Raw genomic sequence first — 15868 nt, forward strand, 5'->3', positions numbered from 1 at the left:
CGGGCCGCAATTGCCTTTTCGGATGGCGAGAACAGGGAACCGCATGAACCAGCATATAACGGCATCCCAGGAGATCGCCGATCCGACCCACGCCCGGCCCGACACACCGCAGGACGTGGTGCGCCTTGTCGATCTGAAGCGCCGCTTTGGGGCCACGCCGGCGATCGACGGCATCTCGCTGACGGTGCGCAAGGGCGAGATCCTCGGTATTATCGGCCGCAGCGGCGCCGGCAAATCGACACTGATCCGCTGCCTGAACGGGCTGGAGCGACCCGATTCCGGCGAGGTCTTCATCGAGGGTCGCGAGATCAGCCGGCTCGGCGAGCGCGACCTGCAGCCGCTGCGGCGGCGCATCGGCATGATCTTCCAGCACTTCAACCTGCTGTCGGCCAAGACCGTCGAGGACAATGTGGCGCTGCCGCTGAAGATCGAGGGCCGCCCGAAGGCCGAGCGGCTGGCACGCGCGGCAGAGCTGCTTGAGCTTGTCGGGCTGTCGGAGAAGGCAAAAGCCTATCCGGCATCTCTGTCGGGTGGCCAGAAGCAGCGCGTCGGCATTGCCCGGGCGCTGGCCGCGCGACCGGCGTTGCTGTTGTCTGATGAAGCGACCTCGGCGCTCGACCCGGAGACGACCCGCTCCATTCTGGCGCTGCTCAAGGATATCAACCGGCAGCTTGGCCTGACCATCCTTTTGATCACCCATGAGATGGAGGTGATCCGCTCGATCGCCGACCGCGTGGCGGTGATCGACGCCGGGCGGATCGTCGAGCAAGGGCCGGTCTGGTCGGTGTTTGCCGACCCGCAGTCGGACATCACCAAAAGCCTGCTCGGCGCCATCCGACCACAACTGCCGGCGGAACTGTCAGCGCGGCTGCTGCCGGCTTCCGGCGCCGAGACGATCCTGCGCATCGATGTGGCTGGCGAGGCCGCGCGTGGACCGTTGCTGTCCGACCTTGCCGTGGCTGTTCCGGGCGCCTTCCGTCTCGTCCATGGCGGCATCGACCATATCCAGCAGCAGCCCGTCGGCACGCTGTTTCTCTCTGTCCCCGGCAGCGATGCAAGCCATCTCGCTGACATCATCACATTCCTGAAGGCCCGCCAGGCGCGGGTGGAGGTGCTTGGCCATGTCGCCAATCCTGTTTGAGCTTTTGTTGCGGTCGATCTGGGAGACGGTGCTGATGACGGCCGCCTCCGGCCTGATCTCGCTGGTCTTCGGCCTGCCGCTCGGGCTGGCCTTGATCGCGACCGAACGCGGCGGCATTGCGGAAAGCCTGTGGGTCAACCGCGTGCTTGGCGCAATCATCAACGGCTTCCGTTCGGTGCCGTTCATCATCCTGCTGGTGGCGCTGATCCCGCTGACGCGGCTGATCGTCGGCACCTCGATCGGCACCTGGGCGGCCATCGTGCCGCTGTCGATCGCCGCCACGCCCTATTATGCGCGCATCGCCGAAGTGTCGCTGCGCGAGGTCGACCACGGCCTGATCGAGGCGGCACGCGCCATGGGCGGCAACCGCTGGACGATCATCCGCGAGGTGCTGGTGCCGGAGGCCCTGCCCGGCATCGTCGCCGGCTTCACAGTGACCCTGGTGACGCTGATCGGCGCCTCGGCCATGGCCGGCGCCATCGGCGCAGGCGGCTTGGGCGACCTCGCCATCCGCTATGGCTACCAGCGGTTCGAGACCTCGGTGATGGTCGCCGTGGTGACTGTGCTGATTGTCCTGGTCTGCGGCATCCAGTGGGTGGGGGATCGTCTGGTGGCGAGGTTGGATCGTCGGGGATGATGAGCCGGCTGAACATTTGAGGTTAGACGGGCATCCCTCAACTTCGTCATCCACGGGCGCAGCAGCCGCAAAGCGGCGTCGCGGAGACCCGAGGATCCATGCCGCGACGCTGGGTGACGTGCGCAGCGGAGCAGAATTCTGCACCGTGGTGACGCGTTGGAGTCCCGGCATGGATCCTCGGGTCTGCGCTGCGTCGCTACGCTCCTTGCTTCGCCCGTGGATGACGAAGCGGGGGCGTTTTCGCTAATCACCGAGGCATCGGTTATCGATGCCAGCCTGGCTAAGCTTTCAACCTCACCCCCTCGGGATCGAAGAACGGCATCGGTGCCACGACCGCACGCGTCGGCTTGCCGTCGATATCGATGCTCAGTTCGGTGCCGACAGCCGTGAAAGGCAGCCGCAGATGCGCTGTCGCCAGCACCTTGCCGAGGGAATAGCCGTGGTCGCTGTAGGTGACGATGCCGGCGCCCTCGCCGTCGGCCATCACCCTTGCATCCGTCGCTGCCGGTCTGTCGCCGTCGAGGATCAGGCCGGTCCAGCGTTCATCAAGGCCCTTGTCGCGGACCTTCAGCAGGGCTTCGCGGCCGATGAAATCGCCCTTGTCGAACTTGATCCAGCGGTCGAGGCCGACATGGAACGGCGTGCGGGCCTCGTCCATGTCGATGCCATGCGCCGGATAGGCCTTTTCGAGGCCGAGCGTGAACATCGCCAGCACGCCATAGGGTTTCAGGCCAAAATCCTTGCCGGCCCGCATCAGTGCGTCCCAGACGGTGGCTGCCTCGTCGGCCGGCACGAAGAGTTCGAAGCCGAGCTCGCCGGTCACGCCTGTGCGCGAGATTAGCACTCGCGTCCCGTCGACATGGCCTGAGGTGAACGCCCAGCGCTTCAAACCGTCGAGATCGGCATCGCCGATCATCGCCTTCAACAATTCGCGTGAGCGCGGGCCCTGGATGGTCGGGAAGGCGACGGCCGCGGTAATGTCGGTGACATAAGCCTTGCGGCCCTGCGCATGATGCTGCAGCCAGGGCAGCATCTTCAGGCGGTTGACCGAGCCGGTGACCAGCATGAAATGCTCCGGCCCCAGGCGGAACACGGTGAGGTCGTCCATGATGCCGCCATCCTCGCGGCAGATGGTGGAATAGCGGACCTGGCCCGGTCTCATCGCCGCGGCATCGTTGACGATGACGTGGTTGACCAGCGCCTCGGCGTCCGGCCCCTTGATGTCCATCTTGCCCATGGTGCTGAGATCCTGCACGCCGACATTTTTCCGGGTGTTCAGGTGCTCGTCGGCAATGCCGGAGTAATATTTGGCCGAGATGAAATCGCCGCCGACACGACCCATGGTCGCGCCCAGCCCGACAATGCTGCTGTAGAAGGGGGAACGCCGCTCAGCCAAGAAGGTCTCCATCATTCATTGCGGTCCAGAGACCGTTTCGAAATTTGCTCTGGCGAGTCATATGATGGTGGTTTCGAGAACCGGAGCGCAGCGGACATTGAGGTCCATGAGCTCAGTTCTACTGCGAACGCAGTAGAACGGGGAAGCGCAGAAAACGCCTTCAGATGGCCGCCAGAGTAGAGTTTCCAAACGGTCTCAGTTGCCGTAGACGTCGAAGGCAAAATACTTGTCGTTGATTTCCTTGTATTTTCCGTTGGCGCGCAGCGCGTCTATGGCCGCGTTGAACTTGTCGGCCAGTTCCTTGTCGCCCTTCTGCAGCGCGATGCCGACGCCGGGGCCATGAATGGCCGGATCGGCGGTCAGCGTGCCGAGCAGCTTGCAGCAGGCGCCGTCGGGCTTCTTCAGCCATTCGGTCAGGATGATCGAGCCGTCCATCATCGCATCGAGGCGGCCATTGGCCATGTCGGTGCGGGCGTCGTCACCGGTCGGGTAGGCCTTGACGGTCGAGCCCGAATATTTCTGCTCGGCGAATTTCTGGTGGATGGTCGCGGTCTGCACGCCGAGCGCCTTGCCTTTCAGATCGTCCGGCGAGGTGCCGGTGATGGTGGAATCCTTCGGCACGGCGATGGCCGGCGGCGTCTGGTAGTATTTGTGGGTGAACTCGACCTTCTCCGCCCGTTCCGGCGTGATGGTGATGTTGATGATGGCATCGAACTTGCCGGCCTGCAGGGCCGGGATAGAGCCGTCGAAATCCTGCACGATGAATTCGCATTCGGCCTTCATCTCTGCGCACAGCGCCTTGCCGAGATCGATGTCGAAGCCGCCCAGCGTGCCGTCGGCACTGGCGTAGTTGAAGGGCGGATAGGCGCCCTCGGTACCGATCCTGAGCTTCTTGTCCTGGGCGGAAGCTGCACCGGTGGCGAGCGTAAGAGCGACGGAAGCGGCAAGCACGAAACGACCGAAAAGACGCATGTTCCAGATCCCCGTTGACTGCAGAAGTCTACGGTCTTCCATGCGCGCGGCGGAGACGGAAACGACATGTGCTGCGGCGATCACGGCGCGGTGAGCGATCCGCGCCATGGCGAGTGGCGGTGTTTAGCCGGCGCGCTGCTTGTCCGTCGCCTTCCTGTCAATTGCGAGGTCACCCGCCGACATGATCACGCCAAACTTCTCGCTGGCTTCCGCCGCCGTGTAGTATCCCAACGCCACATCGCGCTGCACTTGATCGGCATCACGCTCACGCGGATCGCCATAGCCGCCACCGCCCGGCGTGCCGACGCGCACGCGGTCGCCGGCTTTCAGCGGGATGTCCTGCTCCTTGGAGAGGTGTGGCGGCACATGTTCCTCGCCATTGCGGAAGACGGTGACGGTATTCACCGCGCCATCGCTGCCGCCAAGCGCGCCTTGCGGGCCGAAGCGGCCGTGATCCATGACGAAGGAGGCGCGCGCATCGCCGCGCAGGATTTCGACCTCATAGGCGAGGCCGAAGCCGCCGCGATGCTTGCCGGCGCCGCCGGAGCCTTCGCGCAAGGCATAGTGGCGGTAGAGCACCGGAAAGGCCTGTTCCATGATTTCGACCGGCGGCGATTTGGAAATGCCGATGGTCGAGCAGCCATTGGTCAGGCCATCATGGCCCGAATTGCCGCCATAGCCACCGCCGGAGATCTGGTACATGACGTAATCGCGGCCCCGCGCCGGATCGTTGCCGCCAAGCGCGAAATTGCCGCTGGAGCCGGCGGGTGCCGCTGTCACCTTGTCGGGCAGCGCCTGCACCATGGCGGCGAACACGGCTTCGGCAATGCGCTGCGACACTTCGGCCGCACAGCCGGACACGGGCCGCGGATACTTGGCGTCAAGGAAGGTGCCTTCCGGCCGCTTGACGATCAGCGGCTCAAAGGCGCCGGCACTGATTGGCACATCCGGAAAGATGTGGCGCATGGCGAGGTAGACCGACGACAGCGTCGTCGCCAGCACGCTGTTCATCGGCCCGGCACAAGGCTTCGACGAGCCGGTAAAGTCGAAGGTCAGCGTATCGCCCTGCTTCTCGACCGCGAGCGCGATCGTCAGCGGTTCGTTGACGACGCCGTCGGAATCGACAAAGGCCTTGGAGCTATAGGTGCCGTCGGGGATGGCCGCGATGTTGGCGCGCATCTGCTCGGCGGCGCGGCGGCGCAGCTCGGCGATTGCCTCGACTACCGTTTCATCTCCGTAACGATCCAGGATTCCATTGAGCCGGTCCTGCCCGATCAGCAGCGCGGCGGCCTGGGCCCTGATGTCGCCGATGCGCTGGTCGGCGACGCGGATGTTGGAACAGATGATGGCGTAGATCTCGGGATCGAGCACGCCCTTCTTGAACAGTTTCACCGGTGGCAGCCGCAGGCCTTCCTGTTCGACCGCAGTCGCCGAGGCCGAGAAGCCGCCCGGCACCGAGCCGCCAATGTCCGGCCAGTGACCGGTGTTGGACAGCCAGCAGAAAATCTTGCCGTCCCGGTAAACCGGCATGGCGAAGCGGACATCCATCAGGTGGGTGCCGCCGAGATAGGGGTCGTTGACGATGTAGATGTCGCCGGGCTCCGGCGCCAGGCAGCGACCGTCGGCGATCATCTCGATCACCGTCCTGGTCGAATACTGCATGACGCCGACGAACACCGGCAGGCCCTGGCTGCCTTGCGCGATCAGCGACCCATCGACAGCCGAATAGATGCCGTCGGAACGGTCATTGGCCTCGGCGATGACAGGCGAGAAGGCAGCGCGGGAAAAGGTCAGGTCCATTTCGTCGCAGACCTGCTGCAGAGCCGCCTGGAGGACCGAAAGCGTGATGGCGTCGAGCTTTGCCATATCAATGTCAGGCATCTCAGGCCTCGCCAATGTCGATGATGATGTTGCCGTCGGCGTCCGATCTTGCGCGGTCGCCGGGTTCCAGCACGGTGGTGGCGTCCATCTGTTCGAGGATCGCCGGGCCTTCGATGACCGCATCGAGTGGCAGTTTTTCGCGCGCATACACTGGCGTGTCGTGCCAGCGCCCGGCGTACCAGACCGGCCGGATCTCTCGCCGTGCTTCGTCGAGCGTCTTGGCACGCCCGGCCGGGTCAATCAGGCGTGACAGGTCGATCGCGGGGCGCACGCCGGTGACCGAAGTGTTGAGGTTGACGAGGTTGGCGCGGATTTCCGGCAGCTCGACCTTGAAGCGGGCGAAGTAGGCCTTTTCGAACAGGGCTTGCAATTCTTGCCGGGTCACCGACGAGGATGGCAGCGGCACGTTGATAATGTGCGTCTGGCCGACGAACTGCATGTCGGCGGAGTGGGTGACGCGGATCGTTTCCGGCTTCACCGCTTCCTTGCCGATCAGCTCCTCGCCCTCGTTTCGGTGCCGTTCCAATACCGCATGGAGCTGAGTTTCATCAAGCACGGCAACCGGCTGGTTGATGGTGTTGACGAAGTCATGGCGCAGATCGGCGACGACGCAGCCGAGCGCGTTGGTGATACCGGGCCGCGCCGGCACCAACACACGCGGCAGGCCGAGCTCGCGCGCCAGCGCAGTGGCATGCAAAGGCCCGGCGCCGCCGAAAGCGAACAAGGCGAAATCGCGCGGGTCGTGGCCACGGGACACCGAGACCATGCGGATGGCGCCGGCCATCTTCATGTTTCCGAGCCTGAGCACCGCGCCCGCCGCCTCGACGCCGGACAGGCCGGTCGCCTTCCCAATCTTGTCTTCGAAGATGCCGGTGACGTGCTCTGATGTGACCGGGTTTTCAACTGCCAAAAGCTTCTTCGGCGCCAGCCGGCCGAGCACCAGATTGGCATCGGTGATGGTCGGCTCCAGGCCGCCGCGTCCGTAGCAGATCGGGCCGGGATTGGCGCCGGCACTTTCCGGGCCGATCTGGATCAGGCCGGCCGCATCGACGCGGGCGATCGAGCCGCCGCCGGCGCCGACCGTGTGCACCGCCACCATCGGCACGTGGATCGGCATGGCGTATTCGATCTCGATCTCGTTCGACACCGCCGGCTCAGCGTTGCGGATCAGGGCCACGTCGGTCGAGGTGCCGCCCATGTCATAGGTGACGAGGTTTTCGAAGCCGGCGCGCTTGCCGGTATAGGCGGCGGCGATCACCCCCGAGGCCGGGCCGGACATCACCGTCTTGGCCGATTCACGTGTGACGAAGCGGGCCGAGATCATGCCGCCATTGCCGTTCATGATCAGGAAGTCGCGGGCATAGCCTTTGGCGGCCAATTCCTTGCGCAGCCGCTCGACATAGCGTTCGAGGATCGGCTGCACCGAGGCGTTGACCGACGCGGTGACGCCGCGCTCGAATTCGCGCGCTTCCGACAGCAGCGCATGGCCTGAAGTGATGTAGCTGTTCGGCCAGAGCTCGGCGGCAATTTCGGCGGCGCGGCGCTCATGCGTGGGGTTGGCGTAGGAATGCAGGAAATGGATGACGAGGGATTCGCAACCGGCCGCGATCAGCGTCTTCACCCCTTCGCGCATCTCGGCTTCGTCGAGCGGCGTGCGCACCGCACCCGAGGCCTCGACGCGCTCCGACACTTCGAGCCGGAGATTGCGCGGAATGATCGGCACGAAACTGCCGGTCATGCCGTAGGCTTGAGGCCGGGTGCGCCGGCCGAGCTCGATCACGTCGCGAAAGCCACGCGTGGTGATCATGCCGGTCTTGGCCAGCCGGCGTTCCAGCACCGCATTGGTGGTGGTCGTCGTGCCATGCACGATGAGGTCGATGCCGTCGATGGCAAAGCCGGTGGCGCCGAGCGCCGAAACCACGCCGAAGGCCTGGTTGTCGACCGTGGTCGGCGTCTTGGCGATATGCACCTTGCCGCCGTCCTTGCCGTCGATCAGAAGCAGGTCGGTGAAGGTTCCGCCGACATCGATGCCGGCAACGACATTTCCCAGGGAATCGCGCGCCTGCGCTAGAAAATTCTCTTTCATCGTCGAAACCCGAAACGCTGAGACTACGGATATGCGTCAGTTTGGAAAGCTGTTTTAAGGTAGCATCTTGACGCAAATATCGTTTGTATACTAATAAATTCCGGACACAAGAGCTTACCGCTTTGGAGTGTGCGAACAGCACGCCGGGACCTGAACGGTCCGGGCGCGCAGGTGAAAGTTTGGCGCCCGCGTCCTCGGTTGGGCCAGAAGGTTGGATTTGATGAACACCACATCCGCTCTCAACACCGCCGGCGCCCGCCCGCTGGAATTTCCGATTCCGGCCAACGTTTATGCCGAAACCGTCGTCTCGGTGAAGCACTACACCGACCGGCTGTTCTCGTTCCGCATCACCCGCCCGCAGTCGCTGCGCTTCCGCTCCGGCGAGTTCGTCATGATCGGCCTGCCCAATGCCGAAAAGCCGGTTTACCGCGCCTATTCGGTGGCGAGCCCGGCCTGGGACGAAGAGCTGGAATTCTTCTCGATCAAGGTGCCGGACGGCCCGCTGACCTCGGAACTGCAGAAGATCCAGGTTGGCGATACCGTCATCATGCGCCAGAAGTCGACGGGCACGCTGGTGGTCGATGCGCTGACCCCGGCCAAGCGGCTGTTCATGATCTCGACCGGCACCGGCATCGCGCCCTTCGCCAGCCTGCTGCGCGACCCCGACACCTATGAGAAATTCGATCAGCTGATCCTGACCCATACCTGCCGCGACAATGCCGAGCTGACCTATGGCCAGGAATTGGTGGCGGCACTCGAAAGCGACCCGCTGATCGGCGAACTGACCGCTGGCCGTGTCACGCTCTACAATTCGACCACCCGCGAAGAGTCGGCCTGCATGGGCCGCATCACGGCGCTGATCGGTTCGGGCAAGTTCTATTCCGATCTCGGCATCGAGACGCTCAATCCCGAGACCGACCGCATCATGATCTGCGGCTCGATGCATATGCTCAAGGACGTCAAGGAACTCGCCGAAAGCCTCGGTTTCCAGGAAGGTTCGCTCAGCCACCCGGCGACATTCGTGGTCGAGCGCGCTTTCGTCGGCTGAGCCGAACGCGGACGCGTCAAGATCCCATTTTGACCATACGGTCAAAAACTAGCTGCTTTTGCGGCCTTTTTCAGCTATCCCTCGCTTGAGGACTCGTGAAGCGCGACTTCACGGGCTATCTTTGTGCGTGTCGGGAAACGACGTGCGTCAAGACATCAAGCGCAAGTCGCTGAATGAAAGGGCAGGATATGAGCAGCACAATCCGCGAAGCCGATCTTGGCACGAAGGTGACGCCGCTGCCCGCGCGTGCCGCCGCCAACACCGCGGTCCCGCTGGACCATCGCATCGCGCGCAATCCCGGCATGAAGCTTGATCTCGGCTTCATGGAATCGGTGCGCAGCGTCAACCGCTCGGCGCTGGAGCGCCGTGTCGCCAGCCTGACCAAGCGGCGCTCGATCAAGGCCGACAACCAGGCGGCCTGGCTGCTGCGCGCCGTCGCCTGCATGGATCTGACGACGCTGAATTCCAACGACACCGAGGAGCGCGTGCGTCGGCTCTGCGCCAAGGCGATCAACCCGTTCCGCCGCGACATCGTCGAGGGGCTCGGCATATCAGGCGAAACCATCCGGCCGGCCGCGGTCTGCGTCTACCATCCCTTCGTCGCCACGGCCGTCGACGCCGTGCGCGGCACCGGCATTCATGTCGCCGCCGTCTCCACCGCCTTTCCGCATGGCCTGGCGCCGCTGTCGACCCGCCTGCAGGAAATCGAGGCTTCGGTGCGCGATGGCGCCGACGAGATCGATGTCGTCATTCCGCGCGGCCTGGTGTTCGGCGCCAAATGGCGGGAGCTTTACAACGAGATCGTCTCGATGCGCGCCGCCTGCGGTGACGCGCATCTGAAGGTCATTTTGGGCACCGGCGACCTTGCCACGCTGCGCAATGTCATGCTGGCCTCGATGGTGGCGATGATGGCGGGTGCCGACTTCATCAAGACCTCGACCGGCAAGGAAAGCGTCAACGCGACGCTGCCCGTTGGCCTCGCCATGGTGCGTGCCATCAGGGCTTATTTCGAGGAAACCGGCTATCTCATCGGCTTCAAGCCGGCCGGTGGCATCTCCACCGCGAAGGCTTCGCTCGACTGGCTGGTGCTGATGAAGGAAGAGCTCGGCCGGCCATGGCTGGAGCCCGAACTGTTCCGCTTCGGCGCGTCGAGCCTTTTGACCGACATCGAGCGCCAGCTCGAGCACCATTTGACCGGGCACTATTCGGCCAATCACCGCCACGCAATGGCTTGAGCACCCAATTACCCCCACCCCGATCGGCTTCGCCGATCGACCCTCCCCACAAGGGGGAGGGTAAAGGAGGCACCCCATGAACATTCTCGACCGCTATCACGCCATGGAATACGGCCCGGCGCCGGAAGCCCGCAACGAGACCGATGCGTGGCTTGCCGCGCGCGATTTCGGCAAGGCGCTGTTCATCGACGGTGGCTGGAAAGCCGCCACCGGCGGCAAGACTTTCGAGACCAGCGAGCCGTCCTCCGGCAAGTTGCTGGCCATGGTGTCCGACGCCAGTGCCGCAGATATCGATGCGGCGGTTGCGGCCGCGACCAAGGCGCTGCCGAAATGGGCGGCGTCCTCGGGCTACACCAGGGCAAAAGTGCTCTATGCCATCGGCCGCGCCATGCAGCGGCACCAGCGCCTGTTCGCGGTGCTGGAGTCCATCGACAATGGCAAGCCGATCCGCGAAAGCCGCGACATCGACGTGCCGCTGGCCATTCGCCATTTCATCCACCATGCCGGCTGGGCGCAGGCGCTGGACAAGGATTTTCCCGGTCACAAGGGGGTCGGCGTCGTCGGCCAGATCATCCCGTGGAATTTCCCGCTGCTGATGCTGGCCTGGAAGATCGCGCCGGCCCTCGCCGCCGGCTGCACGGTGGTGCTGAAGCCGGCCGAGTTCACGCCGCTGACCGCTATTCTGTTCGCCGAAATCTGCGAACGCGCCGGCGTGCCGAAGGGCGTCGTCAACATTGTTCACGGCGGACCGGAGGCCGGTGCGGCCATCGTCAACCATGCCGGTATCCAGAAGATCGCCTTCACCGGCTCTTCGGAAGTCGGCAAGATCATCCGCAAGGCAACCGCCGGGTCGGGCAAGAAACTGTCGCTGGAGCTTGGTGGCAAATCGGCCTTCATCGTCTTCGAGGATGCCGATCTCGACAGCGCCGTGGAGGGCCTGGTCGACGGCATCTGGTTCAACCAGGGCCAGGTCTGCTGCGCCGGCTCGCGGCTGCTGGTGCAGGAAGGCATCGCCGATGCTCTGATCGCCAAGGTCAAGATGCGGATGAGCCGGTTGCGCGTCGGCAGCCCGCTCGACAAGAATACGGATATCGGCCCGCTGGTCGACATCACACAGCTCGACCGCGTCAAGGGTCTGGTCGCCGAAGGCGCCAAACAGGGCGCCGTCTGCTGGCAGCCGGATGCGGTGCTGCCGTCCTCCGGCTATTACCATCTGCCGACACTCGCCACCGGCGTTTCGCCGGCTAATATCCTTGCCCAAGAGGAAGTCTTCGGCCCTGTGCTGGCGACCATGACCTTCCGCAACACCGAGGAAGCGATCGAGCTTGCCAACAACACACGCTACGGCCTTGCGGCGAGCGTGTGGAGCGAGAACGTCAACCTCGCGCTGCATGTCGCGCCACAGCTGAAGGCCGGCGTCGTCTGGGTCAACGGCACAAACATGTTCGACGCCGCCTGCGGTTTTGGCGGTTATCGCGAAAGCGGCTTCGGCCGCGAGGGCGGGCGCGAAGGCATGTTCGAGTATCTCACGGCAAAACTGCCGCTCGGTCCTGTGATCAAGCCGGCGACGCTCTCGGCGCAACCTGTCGAGCAGGCCGATGGTGGGGCAATCGACCGCACGGCAAAACTGTTCATCGGCGGCAAGCAGGTGCGCCCGGACGGCAATTATTCACTCGCCGTCGCCACCGCCAAGGGCAAGCTGGCCGGCGAAGTCGGGCTCGGCAGCCGCAAGGACATCCGCGACGCCGTCTCTGCCGCTCGCGCCTGCAAAAGCTGGCCGGAAGCGACCGCCTACAATCGCTCCCAGGTGCTTTACTATCTGGCCGAGAACCTTTCCGGCCGGGCCGGCGAGTTTGCCCTCCGCCTGACCGAGTTGACCGGCGCTACGCCCAAGGCCGCGCGGGAAGAAGTAGACCAATCGATCGAACGGCTGTTCCTCTATGCCGGCCTTGCCGACAAGTTCGAGGGCCGCGTGCACCAGCCTCCGGCCCGCGCCGTGACGCTGGCGCTGCACGAGCCGGTCGGCGTCGTCGGCATCGTCGCGCCGGATACTTCACCGCTGCTCGGGCTGATCTCGCTCATCGCGCCGGCGCTGGCCATGGGCAACACGGTGGTCGCCGTGCCGTCCGAGCGCTATCCGCTCCTCGCCACCGATCTCTATCAGGTGATCGAATATTCCGACGTTCCGGCCGGCGCGATCAACATCGTCACCGGCCGCACCGCCGAACTTGCCGGCGTACTGGCCAAGCATGATGATGTCGACGGGCTCTGGATATTCGCCGATGCCGACACCTGCGCCAAGGCGGAAGCCGAGTCCATCGGCAACCTCAAGCGCGTCTGGAGCGGCAATGGCCGCGGCCTCGATTGGGCATCCGACGAAGCGGCCGGCGATGCTTTCCTGCGCCGCGCCGTCGAGGTGAAGAATGTCTGGGTGCCTTACGGCGACTGACATTTCCAGGCTGTCGCAATGGTGATCGTGTTCGGGCTTGACGCCCGGACGCATGTTCTTTAACGAGAAAAAACATCTTTATCAGTGAACTGGCTGCGACACAGGCCGCACAATCGAGCCTGACTGGCACATGACGCCTTCGCCGGTCGCCGATAAAGGCAGTTGACCCAAGCAGGCGAGGAAAAAAGGCATGGCGGATCTGGCAGGCAAGGTCGTTGTCATCACGGCAGCGGCGCAAGGCATCGGCAAGGCGAGCGCGCTGGCCTTCGCCAAGGCTGGCGCCACGGTCTACGCCACCGACATCAACGAGACGCTTCTCGCCGAACTCGCCAAGGGGTCTGACATCAAGACCCGCAAGCTGGATGTGCTGAACGACGAGGCGGTCAATGCCGCCTTTGCCGAGATCGGCCGCGTCGACGTGCTGTTCAACTGCGCCGGTTTCGTCCATTCCGGCTCGATCCTAGAAATGAAGGATGGCGACCTCGATTTCGCCTTCAACCTCAATGTCCGCGCCATGATCCGCACCATACGTGCGGTGCTGCCCAGCATGCTGGAGCGCGGCGATGGATCGATCATCAACATGTCTTCGGTCGCCGGCGCCGGCAAAGGCGTGCCGAACCGCTTCGCCTATGGCGTCACCAAGGCCGCGGTGATCGGCCTGACCAAGGCAATTGCCGCCGATTATGTCAGCAAGGGCATACGCTGCAACGCCATCTGCCCCGGCACGGTCGAAAGCCCGTCGCTGCAGGACCGCATGCATGCGCAAGGCGACTATGAAGCCGCCCGCGCCGCCTTCATCGCCCGCCAGCCGATGGGCCGGCTCGGCACGCCTGAGGAAATCGCCGATCTCGCCGTCTATCTGGCCGGCGCCACCTATACGTCCGGACAGGCCTATAATATCGACGGCGGCTGGTCGATCTGAACCAATCTGACTGAGGAGAGTATCTATGAAACTGCTGCGCTATGGCGAGGTGGGGAGCGAACGTCCCGGCCTGCTCGATGCGGATGGAACGATCCGCGATCTCTCCGCCCATGTCGCCGACATTGCCGGCACGGTGCTTCATCCGGCCTCGCTGGAGATGCTGGGCAAGCTCGATGCGAAGTCGCTGCCGGCGGTTTCCGGCAAGCCTCGCCTCGGCGCCTGCGTTGCCGGCACCGGCAAGTTCATCTGCATCGGCCTCAACTATTCCGACCATGCCGCCGAGACCGGCGCCACCGTGCCGCCGGAGCCGATCATCTTCATGAAGGCAAGCTCGGCAATTGTCGGGCCGGACGATGACGTGCTGATCCCGCGCGGCTCTGAAAAGACCGACTGGGAAGTCGAACTCGCCGTGGTGATCGGCAAGACGGCGAAGTATGTCAGCGAAGCCGATGCGCTCGATTATGTCGCCGGCTATGCCGTTGCCCACGATGTGTCCGAGCGCGCCTTCCAGGCCGAGCGCCAGGGTCAGTGGACCAAGGGCAAGAGCTGCGACACGTTCGGCCCGACCGGTCCCTGGCTGGTAACCAAGGACGAAGTGGCCGACCCGCAGAACCTCAAAATGTGGCTGACCGTCAACGGCAAGACCATGCAGAACGGCTCGACCAAGACCATGGTTTATGGCGTCGCCTTCCTGGTCTCCTATCTCAGCCAGTTCATGTCGCTGCACCCCGGCGACATTATTTCGACAGGCACACCGCCTGGTGTCGGTCTCGGCATGAAGCCGCCGGTGTTCTTGAAGGCCGGCGATGTGGTGGAACTGGGCATCGAGGGCTTGGGTCAGCAGAAGCAGACGTTCAAGGCGGATTTGTAGGCGGCAGCTCTTACCTTCTCCCCCTGTGGGAGAAGGTGGCCTCGCGAAGCGAGGTCGGATGAGGGGTGCGCGAAGGATTTCGGCTTTGCAGAAGTAAGCGCTTAGAATCCTTCGATCTTTTTACGTCTCACTCCGCTGGAACACCCCTCATCCGTCTCGGCGCTGCGCGCCGATCCACCTTCCCCCACAAGGGGGGGAAGGAAGAGCGCGATCCCGCGCTACTTGATCGTCTTCCCGTCCGCGTCAAATCGATAGGTCTTAGCCGGATCCGGCGTCGCATAAAGCGTGGCCCCCGGCTCGGCATCGTAGACGCCGAAGATGCGCACGGTGATCAGCCCGGCCTTCTCGCAGTCGAGATAGAGGTTGGTGTCGGCGCCGAGATGCTCGGCATGCACCACTGTCCCTTTCCAAGCGCCTGATTTCGGATCGACGGTCAGATGCTCCGGCCGCACGCCGATGGTCTTGGCCGTTTCGCCAAGACGCGCGCCATCGACGAAATTCATCTTGGGCGAGCCGATGAAGCCAGCGACGAATTCGTTTGCCGGCGAATTGTAGAGCTCCATCGGACCGCCGATCTGCTCGATCCGGCCGGCGTTGAGCACGACAATCTTGTCGGCCAGCGTCATCGCCTCGACCTGGTCGTGGGTGACGTAGATCATCGTTGCCTTCAGCCGGCGGTGCAACTGCGCGATTTCCAGCCGCGTGTTGACGCGCAGTGCGGCGTCGAGGTTGGACAAGGGCTCGTCAAAGAGAAACAGCTTGGGCTCGCGCACCACGGCGCGGCCGATGGCGACGCGCTGGCGCTGGCCGCCGGAGAGCTCCGCCGGGCGCCGCTCCAGATAAGGTTCCAGCGACAGCATCGACGAGGCGATGCCGATGCGGCGTTCGATCTCGGCGGCCGGCGTGCCGGCCTGCTTCAGCCCGAGGCCCATATTGTTCTTCACCGTCAGATGCGGATAGAGCGCATAGGTCTGGAACACCATGGCGATGCCGCGCTTGGCCGGCGGCGTGGCCGAGACATCCGCGCCGTCGATGACCACCTGGCCCGAGGTCGAATCCTCCAGCCCGGCGATGACCCGCAGCAAGGTCGACTTGCCGCAGCCCGACGGGCCAACGAAGACGACGAATTCGCCATCGTTCACTTCGAGGTTGATGCCCTTCAGCACCTCGACCGGCCCGAAGGCCTTCTTCACATTCTCGATCTTCAGCGAGCCCACAATATTTGTTCCT

Annotated in this window: 12 protein-coding genes; 7 read left to right on the forward strand and 5 right to left on the reverse strand. The window is 64.1% G+C overall.

Annotated elements, in window-relative coordinates:
- The first annotated feature begins 43 nt into the window (after positions 1-43).
- Both AC1D05_RS16985 and AC1D05_RS16990 read left to right on the forward strand, forming a co-directional pair.
- Complete coding sequence (locus tag AC1D05_RS16985) at positions 44-1141, forward strand: methionine ABC transporter ATP-binding protein (protein ID WP_477442255.1); 1098 nt, start codon at positions 44-46, stop codon at positions 1139-1141.
- Positions 1122-1778 carry a methionine ABC transporter permease gene (locus AC1D05_RS16990; protein WP_477442257.1) on the forward strand — a complete coding sequence of 219 codons (657 nt, stop codon included), beginning with the start codon at positions 1122-1124 and terminating at the stop codon, positions 1776-1778. Before AC1D05_RS16985 ends, AC1D05_RS16990 begins: the two co-directional genes overlap by 20 nt.
- A gap of 280 nt (positions 1779-2058) precedes the next feature.
- On the opposite strand, the gene AC1D05_RS16995 is transcribed toward AC1D05_RS16990, so the two are convergent.
- The 4 genes from AC1D05_RS16995 to AC1D05_RS17010 all read right to left on the reverse strand — a co-directional run bounded on the left by AC1D05_RS16995 (position 2059) and on the right by AC1D05_RS17010 (position 8113).
- Positions 2059-3189 carry an aminomethyl transferase family protein gene (locus AC1D05_RS16995; protein ID WP_477442259.1) on the reverse strand — a complete coding sequence of 377 codons (1131 nt, stop codon included), beginning with the start codon at positions 3187-3189 and terminating at the stop codon, positions 2059-2061.
- Positions 3190-3369: 180 nt separating this feature from the next.
- Entirely contained in the window at positions 3370-4146 is a 777-nt protein-coding gene (locus tag AC1D05_RS17000; RefSeq protein ID WP_477442260.1) for an ABC transporter substrate-binding protein, read from the reverse strand.
- A gap of 123 nt (positions 4147-4269) precedes the next feature.
- Positions 4270-6012: a hydantoinase B/oxoprolinase family protein gene (locus AC1D05_RS17005; RefSeq protein ID WP_477442912.1), complete on the reverse strand. Its 1743-nt coding sequence runs from the start codon at positions 6010-6012 to the stop codon at positions 4270-4272.
- Positions 6013-6028: 16 nt separating this feature from the next.
- Complete coding sequence (locus AC1D05_RS17010) at positions 6029-8113, reverse strand: hydantoinase/oxoprolinase family protein (RefSeq protein ID WP_477442262.1); 2085 nt, start codon at positions 8111-8113, stop codon at positions 6029-6031.
- A 220-nt stretch (positions 8114-8333) separates the two neighbouring features.
- Between AC1D05_RS17010 and AC1D05_RS17015 the strand changes: the two genes are divergently transcribed.
- The 5 genes from AC1D05_RS17015 to AC1D05_RS17035 all read left to right on the forward strand — a co-directional run bounded on the left by AC1D05_RS17015 (position 8334) and on the right by AC1D05_RS17035 (position 14638).
- Positions 8334-9161, forward strand: a complete 828-nt coding sequence (locus AC1D05_RS17015; RefSeq protein WP_477442264.1) for a ferredoxin--NADP reductase — start codon at positions 8334-8336, stop codon at positions 9159-9161.
- 188 nt (positions 9162-9349) lie between these two features.
- Complete coding sequence (gene deoC / locus AC1D05_RS17020; protein WP_477442266.1) at positions 9350-10396, forward strand: deoxyribose-phosphate aldolase; 1047 nt, start codon at positions 9350-9352, stop codon at positions 10394-10396.
- 76 nt (positions 10397-10472) lie between these two features.
- Entirely contained in the window at positions 10473-12845 is a 2373-nt protein-coding gene (locus AC1D05_RS17025; protein WP_477442267.1) for an aldehyde dehydrogenase family protein, read from the forward strand.
- Between the two features lie 190 nt (positions 12846-13035).
- Positions 13036-13767 carry an SDR family oxidoreductase gene (locus tag AC1D05_RS17030; protein ID WP_477442269.1) on the forward strand — a complete coding sequence of 244 codons (732 nt, stop codon included), beginning with the start codon at positions 13036-13038 and terminating at the stop codon, positions 13765-13767.
- A gap of 25 nt (positions 13768-13792) precedes the next feature.
- The gene (locus AC1D05_RS17035) at positions 13793-14638 is read left to right on the forward strand and encodes a fumarylacetoacetate hydrolase family protein (protein ID WP_477442270.1); all 846 of its coding nucleotides are present in this window, start codon (positions 13793-13795) and stop codon (positions 14636-14638) included.
- Positions 14639-14856: 218 nt separating this feature from the next.
- Here the strand turns inward: AC1D05_RS17035 and AC1D05_RS17040 are convergent, their stop codons facing one another.
- A complete protein-coding gene (locus tag AC1D05_RS17040; protein ID WP_477442272.1) occupies positions 14857-15855 on the reverse strand; it encodes an ABC transporter ATP-binding protein in 999 nt (332 codons plus the stop codon).
- Between the last annotated feature and the right edge of the window lie 13 nt (positions 15856-15868).

This window comes from Mesorhizobium sp. P2_E9 (genome assembly GCF_056403815.1).

Excerpts from the sequence above, each read along its gene's own strand:
- AC1D05_RS16985 (WP_477442255.1), top strand. The coding sequence starts at position 44 with ATGAACCAGCATATAACGGCATCCCAGGAGATCGCCGATCCGACCCAC.
- AC1D05_RS16990 (WP_477442257.1), top strand. The coding sequence starts at position 1,122 with ATGTCGCCAATCCTGTTTGAGCTTTTGTTGCGGTCGATCTGGGAGACG.
- AC1D05_RS16995 (WP_477442259.1), bottom strand. The coding sequence starts at position 3,189 with ATGATGGAGACCTTCTTGGCTGAGCGGCGTTCCCCCTTCTACAGCAGC.
- AC1D05_RS17000 (WP_477442260.1), bottom strand. The coding sequence starts at position 4,146 with ATGCGTCTTTTCGGTCGTTTCGTGCTTGCCGCTTCCGTCGCTCTTACG.
- AC1D05_RS17005 (WP_477442912.1), bottom strand. The coding sequence starts at position 6,012 with ATGGCAAAGCTCGACGCCATCACGCTTTCGGTCCTCCAGGCGGCTCTG.
- AC1D05_RS17010 (WP_477442262.1), bottom strand. The coding sequence starts at position 8,113 with ATGAAAGAGAATTTTCTAGCGCAGGCGCGCGATTCCCTGGGAAATGTC.
- AC1D05_RS17015 (WP_477442264.1), top strand. The coding sequence starts at position 8,334 with ATGAACACCACATCCGCTCTCAACACCGCCGGCGCCCGCCCGCTGGAA.
- deoC (WP_477442266.1), top strand. The coding sequence starts at position 9,350 with ATGAGCAGCACAATCCGCGAAGCCGATCTTGGCACGAAGGTGACGCCG.
- AC1D05_RS17025 (WP_477442267.1), top strand. The coding sequence starts at position 10,473 with ATGAACATTCTCGACCGCTATCACGCCATGGAATACGGCCCGGCGCCG.
- AC1D05_RS17030 (WP_477442269.1), top strand. The coding sequence starts at position 13,036 with ATGGCGGATCTGGCAGGCAAGGTCGTTGTCATCACGGCAGCGGCGCAA.
- AC1D05_RS17035 (WP_477442270.1), top strand. The coding sequence starts at position 13,793 with ATGAAACTGCTGCGCTATGGCGAGGTGGGGAGCGAACGTCCCGGCCTG.